General features: G+C 48.4%; 10 protein-coding genes. 1 reads left to right on the top strand and 9 read right to left on the bottom strand.

Annotation, left to right across the window (positions count from 1 at the left end; all coding sequences use genetic code 11):
- Nucleotides 1-34: 34 nt before the first annotated feature.
- Nucleotides 35-1,474, bottom strand: coding sequence for a peptidoglycan DD-metalloendopeptidase family protein (locus HRU42_RS07860; RefSeq protein ID WP_295030061.1), 1,440 nt, complete (start codon nucleotides 1,472-1,474; stop codon nucleotides 35-37).
- A 137-nt stretch (nucleotides 1,475-1,611) separates the two neighbouring features.
- Here HRU42_RS07860 and tyrS point away from each other — a divergent pair, with 137 nt between their 5' ends.
- Nucleotides 1,612-2,808: a tyrosine--tRNA ligase gene (gene tyrS / locus HRU42_RS07855; RefSeq protein ID WP_295030060.1), complete on the top strand. Its 1,197-nt coding sequence runs from the start codon at nucleotides 1,612-1,614 to the stop codon at nucleotides 2,806-2,808.
- Between the two features lie 129 nt (nucleotides 2,809-2,937).
- On the opposite strand, the gene HRU42_RS07850 is transcribed toward tyrS, so the two are convergent.
- From HRU42_RS07850 to HRU42_RS07815, 8 genes are all read right to left on the bottom strand, one after another.
- Nucleotides 2,938-4,572: a peptide MFS transporter gene (locus tag HRU42_RS07850; RefSeq protein ID WP_295030115.1), complete on the bottom strand. Its 1,635-nt coding sequence runs from the start codon at nucleotides 4,570-4,572 to the stop codon at nucleotides 2,938-2,940.
- A gap of 649 nt (nucleotides 4,573-5,221) precedes the next feature.
- Entirely contained in the window at nucleotides 5,222-5,704 is a 483-nt protein-coding gene (locus HRU42_RS07845; protein ID WP_295030058.1) for a nuclear transport factor 2 family protein, read from the bottom strand.
- An 11-nt stretch (nucleotides 5,705-5,715) separates the two neighbouring features.
- The gene (locus HRU42_RS07840) at nucleotides 5,716-6,336 is read right to left on the bottom strand and encodes a trimeric intracellular cation channel family protein (protein WP_295030056.1); all 621 of its coding nucleotides are present in this window, start codon (nucleotides 6,334-6,336) and stop codon (nucleotides 5,716-5,718) included.
- Nucleotides 6,333-6,710, bottom strand: coding sequence for a DUF2721 domain-containing protein (locus HRU42_RS07835; RefSeq protein ID WP_295030113.1), 378 nt, complete (start codon nucleotides 6,708-6,710; stop codon nucleotides 6,333-6,335). Before HRU42_RS07835 ends, HRU42_RS07840 begins: the two co-directional genes overlap by 4 nt.
- Nucleotides 6,711-6,805: 95 nt before the next feature.
- Nucleotides 6,806-7,789 carry a cobalamin biosynthesis protein gene (locus HRU42_RS07830; RefSeq protein ID WP_295030055.1) on the bottom strand — a complete coding sequence of 328 codons (984 nt, stop codon included), beginning with the start codon at nucleotides 7,787-7,789 and terminating at the stop codon, nucleotides 6,806-6,808.
- A gap of 67 nt (nucleotides 7,790-7,856) precedes the next feature.
- Nucleotides 7,857-8,549 carry a 5'-methylthioadenosine/S-adenosylhomocysteine nucleosidase gene (gene mtnN / locus HRU42_RS07825; protein ID WP_295030053.1) on the bottom strand — a complete coding sequence of 231 codons (693 nt, stop codon included), beginning with the start codon at nucleotides 8,547-8,549 and terminating at the stop codon, nucleotides 7,857-7,859.
- Nucleotides 8,550-8,895: 346 nt separating this feature from the next.
- Nucleotides 8,896-9,960: a hypothetical protein gene (locus tag HRU42_RS07820; RefSeq protein WP_295030051.1), complete on the bottom strand. Its 1,065-nt coding sequence runs from the start codon at nucleotides 9,958-9,960 to the stop codon at nucleotides 8,896-8,898.
- A 577-nt stretch (nucleotides 9,961-10,537) separates the two neighbouring features.
- Complete coding sequence (locus tag HRU42_RS07815; protein WP_295030050.1) at nucleotides 10,538-11,944, bottom strand: FAD-dependent oxidoreductase; 1,407 nt, start codon at nucleotides 11,942-11,944, stop codon at nucleotides 10,538-10,540.
- Nucleotides 11,945-12,022: the final 78 nt, after the last annotated feature.

Raw genomic sequence — 12,022 nt, 5'->3', positions numbered from 1 at the left:
GGGCTAGGCTAGGGGGTGTGTCAATGCTGTACGCTTATTGTATTGAGGCTAGCCGGATCTGCTTGTCCTGTTGAAGTTTAGCCATGATCTGCTTACTTAGAGCCAAAAATTTAGATTTTTCTGACTTGGCGATGGGCAATGATTTTGGCAGCTTGACCGTTCTCGGGTTTCTGTGGCTGCCATTGACGATAAATTCATAGTGCAGATGCGCACCTGTGACACGTCCCGTAGAACCTAGGGTGCCGATTATCTGTCCCTGTTTAACTGTGGCTCCTTGCCTTACCTTACGCTTCTTCAGGTGCAAGTATTTAGTGGTATAGGTGTCGTTATGTTTGATAAAGACATAGTTACCATTGTATTGGTTGTAGGCTGACTTTATCACTCGGCCCTTACCCGCGGCTTTAATGGGGGTTCCTACCGCGGCCACATAATCGACCCCTCTATGGGCTCTGACTTGACCTGTGACCGGGTGTAAGCGCTTAGGGTTGAAGCTTGAGCTAACATATTTGAAATCGACGGGGGAGCGCAGGAAGGCCTTGCGCATGCTACGTCCATCTTCCGAGTAATAGTTGCCATCCGTGTAGCGAACTGCTGTGTAGCGATCACCCTGGTTACTAAATTCTGCGGCTAAGATATTACCATTTCTGAGAAATTCACCATCGGCATATTCCTCTTCGAAGATGATGGAGAAATTATCTCCGCGTCTGATGTCCAGGGCAAAATCGATATCCCAACCGAAGATAGTCGCTAGCTGCATGATCTGGTTTGGGGTTAACCCTGCGCTCACGCCTGCATTCCAGAAGTTATTGTTAATGGTCGCGCTGGAAAATTTATTGCGGCTGTCAACTTTCTTCTGTGAAATATGTTCAAAATAGCCCTTGGGGTCTCTGTCTATGACTAGGGTAGAGATGGGGTCGATATGATAACTGAGCTGCAAGAGTTCGCCGGCGTCATCTTTCACTATGATGATCTCTTCACCTGGTAGGATCTTCAGCAGGTTTTTCTTGGCTTTTGGCAGTTGGGTTATCTCATAGACATCCCGAGAGCTTAATCCGGCGCGATTAAACAGCGCCGCTAAGGTATCACCACTCTTTACCTTGAAATGCTTAACGTGCTTCTTCTGGGCTGGTTGACGCGTTAATTCGTCGATGGAGCTCTCGGCTTGAGGCTCTATCTGGGGAGTCGGGTCGCTACTCTTTCGCTCGACTCGCAAAAGATCCGCGGGCGGCGTCGGTGTGCGAAAAGAGAGAGGCGCCTTAAGCTGGGCTAACTTATCGGCACTCATATTTGAGCTGTCACTTTGGTCGCCATTGCCTAGCTTAATGGTGCCGGAAAGCTTGGAGTTAGCATCCTTAGATGCATGGGGATCACCGGAAGGTAAAATAACTATGATTAAGGTCACTAACACTAAGAAACACAAGAGTATTTGGTGCATTTTCGGCAGTAATTTTAACAGCGTTATAACCTTTCCCATCGAACATTTTCCTGTTGAGCGCAGTCGCAATTTTTTTGCTTATGGTGATCCCCTTAGTGTACACACTTTCAATTGTGCTGGCTAACAAGTAACATGACTCTTTATTTTTGAATGAGCTCCTAGGAGTAGTTGGCGAGATGGCTGATTTAGACCAAGCATTTGCAGAGATTAAACGCGGTACCGATGAGATATTACTCGAGGCGGATCTGCTGGAAAAATTGAAAGAGGGACGTCCCTTACGTATTAAGCTTGGAGCCGATCCAACCGCGCCGGATATTCATCTTGGTCACACAGTGATCTTAAATAAGATGCGCACTTTTCAGGAGCTAGGTCACGAAGTGATCTTCCTGATCGGCGATTTCACCGGCATGGTGGGCGATCCCAGTGGTAAGAATAGCACTCGTCCTCCACTGACTCGCGAGCAAGTACTCGCTAACGCTGAAACCTATAAGGAGCAGGTCTATAAGATTTTGGATCCTGCCAAGACGCGCATAGTGTTTAACTCGACCTGGCTAGAACCATTGGGCGCGGCGGGCATGATCCGTCTCGCGTCTAAGCAAACGGTTGCGCGTATGATGGAACGTGATGACTTTAAGAAGCGTTATGCTTCGGGTCAGTCGATAGCCATTCATGAGTTTATGTATCCCTTGCTACAGGGTTATGACTCGGTAGCCTTGGAAGCTGACGTCGAACTGGGTGGTACCGATCAGAAGTTTAACTTGCTGATGGGACGCGAGTTACAGAAATCTGAGGGACAAAAGCCTCAGACCGTTATCATGATGCCACTGCTTGAAGGCCTGGACGGCGTAAAGAAGATGTCCAAGTCTGCAAACAACTATATTGGTGTGAGTGAGCCTGCCGGTGAGATGTTTGGTAAGATCATGTCTATCTCAGATGTGCTCATGTGGCGTTACTTCGAGCTGTTGTCATTCCGCCCTCTCGGTGAAATTGAGCAGTTTAAGGCCGATATCGAAGCCGGAGCCAATCCCCGTGATATCAAGATAGCCTTGGCGAAAGAGATCATCGCTCGTTTCCATGATGAAGCCGCTGCCGAAGCTGCCCATCAGGAGTTCATCAATCGTTTTCAGAAGGGCGCCATCCCGGATGATATTGAAGAGGTTGAACTGAGTGTGGGTGAAGGTATCGCCATCGCCAACTTGCTCAAGGAGCTAGGTTTCGTCAAGTCGACCTCGGACGCCATGCGTATGATCAAGCAGGGCGCGGCCAAGATAGACGGCGTGAAGATTGAAGACACACGCCTGCAGTTAACTGCCGGTACGAGCGGTGTCTTCCAGGTCGGTAAACGTAAGTTTGCCAAGGTGACCTTGGTTTAACCTTATTAGCCTCTAGGACTCAGGTGCTAGAGGCTTTTGCTAATGCCATTTAGAACCCTGTCCGCCCCTAGCCTAGCCTAGGCTGCTGCATTAGCGCTCGTCTTTCTCGATCCATCCCTCGCCTCTTGCTTAACGCACCCCGTGCATGTATTTCTTCAAGATAGGAGAGATGAGCAGCATCAAGATACCGCAACCTATACCCGTCCACATCAAGAATTCGAACAGTTGAGTGTAAGTGCTGACGGCCTGACTTATGTCCATATTTTGAGGCTCGGATGTGTCTATGGCGGCCAGTTTCCCCAAGCGCATGGCGACGGTTTCAGACAGGGCCGTGGCCAGAAACCAGACTCCCATGGACAGGCCCACGACTCGGTGAATGGCCAGTTTAGTCACGGCAGACAGGCCGACCGGTGACAGGCAGAGCTCGCCTGTGGTGTGGAGCAGGTATGCCAGCACCAACCACCAGAGACTGATTTGCCCAGCCTCGTTAGGGTACCAGGCTCCTATGACCAGAGCGCCGAAACCTAGACCCGCCTGAATGATCCCCAGGCCGAACTTGACCGGGATATTGGGGTTTAACTGGTGTTTATCCAACCAGACCCATAATGCGGCGAAGGGCAGGGCCAGCAGCATGATAAAGCCGGCATTGAGGGAGCCAAATTGCCCCGCGGCTATCTCTATGCCCCCCAGATTTCTGTCGACCACGCGATCGGCGTACAGGGTCATGGAGCCTGCAGCCTGTTCGAATAAGGCCCAAAATACTATGGTGGAGCCGATGAGGACCATCAATACAATCATCTGGTGCATTTCCTCCTTGGTGCCTCTTAAGACGGCGTAGCCAATCAGGCCGGCGCCTGAAACTAGTAATAATACCTGCTGGGCGGCGAATACAACGGGCTCATGTTGGATGATAAACCAGAACATGGATAAGCTGAGCAGGGCGGTCAGATAGATGAGGTGTTCCCGGCTCAAGCGCCATATCACCTTCTCCCTAAGCAGGCTAGGATCGTTCGGCTCTGCCAGGCCTCTGAGGTGTTTCTGTCCCTTGAGGAAGGTAAACAGGCCTAGCAACATGCCGACCCCGGCTGCGCCGAAGCCGTAACCCCAGCCGAAGTTTTCCCCCAGGTAGACGCAGATGATCGTTGCGGCGAAGGCGCCGATATTGATCCCCATGTAGAAGATGGTGAAGCCGGACTCTCGACGGGGATCATCCTTATCATAGAGCTGACCGACGATAGTGGAGATGTTGGGCTTGAGGAAGCCGACGCCGACGACGATCAATGCCAGCGCCAGATAAAAAACATTGAGTGCGGCCAGATCGCGGATCTGGACGGTTTCGGACAGCACAGTACCTGCGAGTAAGACGCTACCGTCATTGAGGGTGATATCGGCGCTAAGTTGACTCCCTGCGGCGTACTGTACCGCTTGGTGTCCTTCTACTGCCATCAAGAAGTGTCCCATGCACAGGAGAATACCACCGAATATGACCGCCTTGCGCATGCCTAGGTACCTGTCGGCCAACAGTCCACCTATGACAGGAAGTGAATAGACCAGGCCTGCGTAAGAACCTAATACTTCCAGCCCCGCACCGTCGGCGAACAGATGATATTTAGTCAGGTAAAGAAGTAGCAGGTATTTCATGCCATAGAAGGAGAATCGCTCCCACATCTCGGTGGCGAAGCAGACATATAATCCTTTAGGGTGGCCTAAAAAATCATCGTTGATTAACGGTACCTTGCTTGGCGAATCTTGAGTTGGCTCCATAAATCGACCCCACAACTTTTGCGCATTGTTTGGTATCAATACTAGTACATGGAGGGGATTTTCATTGTCGATCCCATATTTTGCTGTCATACGAAAACCCAGCAGAAGCTAGGCTTGAGTGAAAGTCCAGAGCCTGCCCCCTTGTGTTGCTGAGAATCGGGCAAGGGGGACTGCTCATCTGACTCCTGTATGCCTGGAACATACAAGACCCTGCACTCACTGCAGGCTATAGATAACAATGAAGGTACGACCTTCAAAACACTGGCCAATACCCACTCAGCCAGAAGCTAAAACAGAAAATGTAATCTGTCTTCATTCGAAGACTCGCCCAAGCAACTGGACAAGTATTGAATTGCGGCAATGCCGAACCTTAGGTCTCGACAATTAGCAAAGCTAAATCGAACAGATAATTTTCTCGAAGTCACAGCGGGTGTAGATGCGGCTGCGAGCTTGCAAAAAAGGGCGAGGTTTCACTCAATGAAACTCTCCGATCGAGAGGCTGGGTGAATATGACCAGTTAACTTTCCTGGTGGGTTTGAACACGTGAATTGGGATGAAAAGCGAGCTTAGAAGCATGCTGAGCATAGGGGCTAGTCTAGGCTCGGCAGGATTAAACTGGGTTAATCGCCGAGCCTTATGATAATCGGATCTACTGCACTGCGAGCTGATCGGCCATGGTTTGATAATCCATCAGGTCTTCATGTTCCTCGACCCTGTGATTATCCATATCGAGTTTGACCGTGGTGACACCCGGGATTGCCAACTCGATAATCTTACCGGGTTTACCAAATTGATCTCCGGGTCCCTTGTAGTGATAGCTGCCTATCATCACGACCAGAGAGCCAGAGTTAAACATATGTTCGATATTAAAGCCGTATTCGAGCACGCCCTGATGGGCGCGTCTCAGAAAGTTAATGATATACCTGCGGCCTGTATAGGTCTTGCTTGCGGTTCTGTCTTTGAAGACGCTATCTCTGTCATAGAAGGCGTATAATGCCTTGTAATCGTGATCTGTGACGGCTCGAATATACTTTACCGCCAATTGTTGTTCGAGTGGCATCTCTCCAGTGTTGGCTACCGAAGGTAAGCAGATAAAAGCAAGAACAAGGCAAAGGTAGCGTAAGATCGTCATAGTTAATTCTTTCAGTTTTTCTTCAAATCGAATGCAGGCAGAGACAGGTGCCATCTAATGGCGGCGAGTCTGATGCAAAGCGCCACCGTCATGGCGACTAGCACCGCATGCATATTATCGACACCTAAATAGATGCCGACGCTGTAACAGATCCCACCTAAGATAGATGCGGTAGCATAGATCTCGGTTCTCAATATCATGGGGACCTGACGGCATAGCAAGTCTCGAATAATGCCTCCTCCCACGCCAGTTATCAAGCCCATTACTACGGCAATCATGCCACCTAACTCCAGGTTTAGCGCTTTCTCTGCGCCAATGACAGTAAATAGAGCCAAGCCCAGAGCATCGGCTATGGGCAGCGTTTGCTGTGGAACCTTCTTAGGCCTTCGCACCAGAAGCAAGGTCAATATCACTGTGATCAAGATGACGATGATATAGTTGGGATCGCGGATCCAAAATACCGGCGTCGCCCCCAAGAGGGCATCGCGTATGCTACCGCCACCGACGGCGGTGACTGAGGCCAGTACTATGACTCCGAAAGGGTCCATGCGGTGTCGCCCCGCGGCTAGCGCACCCGAGAGGGCAAAAACGGCGGTGCCGCACAAATCGAAGACGTAGAGCCACTCAATCATGTGTCCATCTCTTTCAGGTGTAAGTTAAGCGCATCGACCGAGATGCGGATCTCAATCACTGACAGCAGCAGTGAATAGAGCAGTAAGAGTAAGCTAGAACCGAAGACAAAAGACCCGGTTTTATTGAGTCCGACATAGATGAAGATCATGCAGAGTACACACAGGGCGAAACTCATGACACCGGCCTCTTGCATGCGTCTGATGATACTGATGCGCCGACGTAAGTTTCTTAACTGCTCACTATGAACTGGCTTGCCGTCACTGCTCAAGCTTCTTATCAGGGCCGCTAGGGCAAAGAATCGGTTGGTGTAGGCCAGCAACAGCAAGGAAATTGCCGGGAATAGCAAAGCGGGAGTCGTTAAAGATACATGAATATTGTCGAACAAATCTTATGGCCTATGTCGGAGTGTGTTGAGTCTATGCTAGGAATGATACCTATGGATAAATATATGTCTAGACTGCAGGGCACTTAAGTCTGCAAATAGCGCAGTGTAGCCCAAATCAGTGGGATGAGGATCAAAAAACTGAGCCAGAGCGTATACCCAGTGCTGGCTAATTTTATGGCTGCAGAGATAGTCTGGCTGTCGGGTTTCGGGCCATAAACCAGCTTGGTGACTTCGATACGCTGCTTGTTAAACTTCATCGGCCCTCCCAGCTCGACCTTAAGCACGGATGCGGCTATCGTACAGGTGTTAGTGCAGTTATAGAGTGAGCCCTTATTAGATAAGGGTTTAAACAGCAAAAGTATGCTGTTAGGACCACCTTGAATCGCCAGGGTGAAATTCCACAGCCAGCTAGGGACGATAAACAAGGCGGTGCTAAGCAGGTAAATCGGTTGACCGAAATGCTTAAATTTAGGGTTAATCGCCGGCCAACATAGCTCAAGCTTCTTTATCATTCGTGTGGCGAGTACCAGAGGCGCACCGCCGATGCTAAAAAACATTATCGTTGAAACTGTGCCGTAAACCGGTGTTGTGACCAATTTTTCTATGGTCGCCTTGCTTATGCCAACACTGCTTAATTGTTGAGTATCCCGATTTAACCACACAGTGAGTAACTGTCTGGCGCCAGTTTTATCTTCTCTGCTCAATGCCTGCCTCACCTCAGCGGCGACCTGTTTAAAATTGTCATCATTTAAGCAGATATAGAGAATGATAAATTCGAAAAACCAGGGGAAGGCGGCAAGTTGTAACAAGAAGTAGATGATGGCCCAGAAAGGCAATATCAAGAGAATTGTCGCCATGGTGCCGGCAATAACTTGTTGAGAGGGCGACCGGTTACTGTGGGCCACTTTTTTTGCTAATTCCTTAGCAAGCAAGCCGAACCAGGCTATGGGCTGAAATTCTCTGGGCAGTGAGGCTAGGCGAGACAGTAATAAACTGACAAGAAGGATCATGGCTCCTTGATAAAACACACTGTCGTTGAGCAGCAGTTGGGCAAACTCTGGAACCATGATAATGACCTTGCTGGATTTTTAGTAATGACTAAACTCTAAAAACATTAGTCATAAACACTCGTATTTATAATTGTTTCAGTAAAGCCATCACCATCAAGGCTGACTGGCGGCCCGCCTTGACTAGATAAGCGTCAAAATCGACCGGAGAGTCATTATTGGCATTATCTGACAGTGAGCGAATGACCACAAAAGGCACCTTAAACTGGTGGCAGACTTGAGCTATGGCGGCAGCTTCCATTTCACAAGCTGCCATGGTCGGAAAATGGCTGAGCATGGTCTTAGTACGCTCAGGATCACAGATGAAGCTGTCACCGGTACAGATCAAACCTTGGATGGCTTTCACATCGTCAAGACTGGCAACCGCCTTGTTAGCTGCGTGTATTAATTTCTCATCGGCAACGAAAGCGGCGGGTTGGCTGGCCATCTGGCCTATCTCATAGCCAAATGCGGTGACATCAACATCATGGTGCCTGACCTCCGTGGAGATAACGATATCACCGATAGCCAGTTCATCGACGAAACCACCGGCTGAGCCGGTATTGATCACGGCATCGGGAGCATATTTCTCGATGAGTAAGGTGGTGGCGATGCTGGCGGCGACTTTTCCTATGCCGGAGCGGGTGACGATCACCTCGGTGCCATCTAGCGTACCTTGGATAAACTCGATGCCCGCAATCGTCTGTGACTGTGCAGACGACATAGCAGCGATAAGATGAACAACCTCTGGCTCCATTGCGCCGATAATACCGATTTTCATTGAGTAACCTTAAATTCGTTAAGCCAAATTCGATGTAGGCTAGTATAAATACCAAATTTCATTGAATGACCTTAATTTATGTTGACGTTGGGAAGTTAATGGGCGCCAATATAACATGGGGTAATGAAATTGAGTGAACAAACATTAATACATTCCTAGGTTAGGCCTTAATTTTAGCCAGACTCGGTTAAGTTTGAAAACTTAAGATCAATATTAACAAATGAATTGGAGAAATTATATGGTATTAGGCTAGGTGAATCGGTTGGAGGTAGGTCTCAATTCAGTCAACCCCCAGACTAGGTGAGAGGGAATTGACTGATACTTAAATAATAATTATCAATCAGAACTAATCAATGACACAAGTCACTTCTCTGAGATCTGATGGCGCCGTTTTCATACCTCCACCCAGCTGTAAACCCACTGTCATAAAATCACCATCATCTAGTGGCGATGGCGTACTTGACCAATAAAATTCATCTACCGACCAACCATAATTCACAGTGGGACCCAAGGTAGATTCGGCTTCGTAAACGCTACTAGTAACATTGAAGTAGCCTGGGGTCGTCATCTCATCTGCGAGTGTGGTAAGCTCGGTTCTTGTCGGCAGACGATAACCCTGTGCAGCGCAGTACTCGTTGGCCGTGGTTAAGTCCATGCGCTTGGTTGTCATCAGATAGATGCTGGTGTATTTATTGATCGATTCATTTCTGTAGTATTTGTAACCATCTCCTTGGCCTGAAGTTCCAAATTCAAAAGTCTCAGGACAAGCAAACGTCGTGATAACTCCTTCAATATCGGTTTGTACTTGCAAAGTGGCGCATTCGGCACCTAGATTAACAGGTAATATTTCAAGGAAATACCTCTGAGATTTATTCCCCCATTTTGCTTCAACCCATGCATCGGCATCTGGACGAACAGCACGCATAGTACTGATATGAGTCATATATAGGTCTTTCCCTGTTAAAGGGGCATCCACTATTAAAATACTATCCGATGATGTCCATGTTACTGCTTTAGAAATATCCCTCTTAGAACGGTCCATGAAGGTGCCTTCTACATACAGGCGTCTGTGGCTGCCTACAGCAAGGTTAGGGGATGTCTGTTCATCTTTTTGATATATCTCCAATCCTTTAATGGTATATCTTAAAATATCGAGAGAGCCTCCGCTGGAGTTTTCTCCATCGGCCATCAAGTCATCTATCACATCGCACATGATTGCTTCAGAATCAGTGCCTCGGGCACCATCACAAGCTTGTAAACATTTTTTTTCCAGTGGCACATTAGCACAGAATTGAAGCCTCTTTTGAAGCTGTTCAATCGGATCTAGGTTTGGTTTATCATGATTATGTGAAAAAGCGTTAGTCGATATGAAGAGTAGAATTGCTGCACTCGTTGCTGTTTTTGTAGTCATAAACTTTATTGATACCTTAATTGTTCTCTGATTAAAATCCCTCTTCTATAAGCCGATCAAACCCTAATCGATAATGACTTCAAACTTGAGTCATCATATGCAGTATGCGATTTTTACCCGGGAAAAAGATTATAAAATAGTGAATTTTAAATTAATTCGCTCTACATTGTTATCGAGTCATCTGGTACACGCTACATATAATGGTAGCTGAGGGAGTTACTGTTTTGATTTTGTTTTCTTATCAGGCTAGATGTAACCATCCTGATGAACGGGTTACTCAAATACTGCTTGAGTGTTATTTAGATGGCGATCTATAGATATTACTCATAAAGCCAGTATTTGAAAATAACGATTAAATTAGCGGATGATAATTACGCGTAAGCTGTTGCTTTAGTTTTATACCTGCTAGGTAGTGAGGAGCCATAGCTAGTTGCTTGTTGATAGCCACCGCATTAATAATGTAAAACACTCACTTTTTGAAAGGCAAAAAAAAGCACATCAATCGATGTGCAAATCACAAGCAAAGCTTTGTTAATACCCATCGGTATTACATTAGGTTATGTTGCTATATTTTACTTCATTCAAAGGTATTGAGGATCCCCAGTGCCGCATCTCGCCCCTCGGCGATAGCGGTCACGACTAAGTCTGATCCGCGCACCATATCACCGCCGGCAAACACCTTAGGGTTCGTCGTTTGGAATGGATTATCGGCAGCTTTGGGTGCCAGCACACGTCCCCATTGGTCGAGGTCAACATTATGATCTTTGAGCCAGCTAGCTGGACTGGGCTGGAAACCAAAGGCGATGATGATGGCGTCGGCTTCGAGTAAGGCTTCACTGCCAGCTACTGCCTCGGCGCGGCGGCGTCCACTGGCATCGGCTGCGCCCATCTGGGTTTTGACGCAGGTGATACCGGTCACTTTTCCATCTTGGGTCTCGATAGATACAGGCTGTCTGTTGAAGAGGAAATTGACGCCTTCCTCTTTTGCATTTTGCACCTCGCGGCGAGAACCCGGCATGTTGGCTTCATCACGGCGATAGGCACAAGTGACCTCCTTGGCCCCCTGACGAATCGCGGTGCGGACACAATCCATGGCAGTGTCACCACCACCGAGTACCACGACCCGCTTGCCTTCAAGGCTCAAGTAAGGTGATTGAGCATCTTGGGTACCCATGATGTGATGGGTATTGCCTATCAGGTAAGGCAGCGCTTGATGGACACCTTGGGCGTCTTCTCCAGGCAGGCCTGCCTTCATGGCTGTGTAGGTTCCCATGCCGATGAACACGGCGTCATAATCATTGATTAAGTCGTCGAATGGCAGGTCTTTACCTATGGTCACCCCCAGCTTGAATTCGATGCCCATGCCTTGCATTATCGTGCGGCGAGTCGCCATCACGGCCTTGTCTAGTTTAAAAGCCGGGATACCGTAGGTGAGCAGGCCGCCAATCTCAGGATTCTTGTCGAATACCACGGCCTGGACACCGTTGCGGGCGAGGATGTCGGCGCAGCCCAGTCCTGCCGGTCCGGCTCCGACTATGGCGACGCGCTCTTTTCTGGCCACGACTTTACTCAAGTCTGGACGCCAGCCCTGTTCGATGGCGGTATCTGTGATGTACTTTTCTACGTTGCCGATAGTCACGGCGCCAAACTCTTCGTTGAGCGTACAGGCGCCCTCACATAATCTGTCCTGTGGGCAGACTCGGCCACAAATCTCAGGCAAGGTGTTAGTCTCATGTACCAGATCTGCTGCTTCTAATATACGTCCCTCTTTAGCCAGTTTCAGCCAGTTAGGGATATAGTTGTGCAGTGGGCATTTCCATTCACAATAAGGGTTACCACAATCGAGACAGCGATCCGATTGCTCTTTTACCTGGCTTTGAGCGAACGGCTGATAAATCTCAATAAATTGAGTGGCGCGCTGCTTTACCGGGTGCTTCACCGGATCGATACGATCGACTTCGATAAATTGAAAATCATTGCTCATCGCGTTATTTCCCCAGCAGTAACGTGTAATTCTGTTTGCTTATGCCTGATCACGATAAATTCAACCTCATTTTTCATC

The sequence above is a fragment of the Shewanella sp. genome, from assembly GCF_013214165.1.
GTDB lineage: Bacteria > Pseudomonadota > Gammaproteobacteria > Enterobacterales > Shewanellaceae > Shewanella.
This window is presented reverse-complemented; position numbering and strand designations above follow the sequence as displayed.

Coding starts and splice junctions, on each gene's coding strand:
- HRU42_RS07820 (WP_295030051.1), bottom strand. CDS start 9,960: ATGACTACAAAAACAGCAACGAGTGCAGCAATTCTACTCTTCATATCG.
- HRU42_RS07840 (WP_295030056.1), bottom strand. CDS start 6,336: ATGATTGAGTGGCTCTACGTCTTCGATTTGTGCGGCACCGCCGTTTTT.
- mtnN (WP_295030053.1), bottom strand. CDS start 8,549: ATGAAAATCGGTATTATCGGCGCAATGGAGCCAGAGGTTGTTCATCTT.
- HRU42_RS07850 (WP_295030115.1), bottom strand. CDS start 4,572: ATGGAGCCAACTCAAGATTCGCCAAGCAAGGTACCGTTAATCAACGAT.
- HRU42_RS07815 (WP_295030050.1), bottom strand. CDS start 11,944: ATGAGCAATGATTTTCAATTTATCGAAGTCGATCGTATCGATCCGGTG.
- HRU42_RS07845 (WP_295030058.1), bottom strand. CDS start 5,704: ATGACGATCTTACGCTACCTTTGCCTTGTTCTTGCTTTTATCTGCTTA.
- tyrS (WP_295030060.1), top strand. CDS start 1,612: ATGGCTGATTTAGACCAAGCATTTGCAGAGATTAAACGCGGTACCGAT.
- HRU42_RS07860 (WP_295030061.1), bottom strand. CDS start 1,474: ATGGGAAAGGTTATAACGCTGTTAAAATTACTGCCGAAAATGCACCAA.
- HRU42_RS07830 (WP_295030055.1), bottom strand. CDS start 7,789: ATGGTTCCAGAGTTTGCCCAACTGCTGCTCAACGACAGTGTGTTTTAT.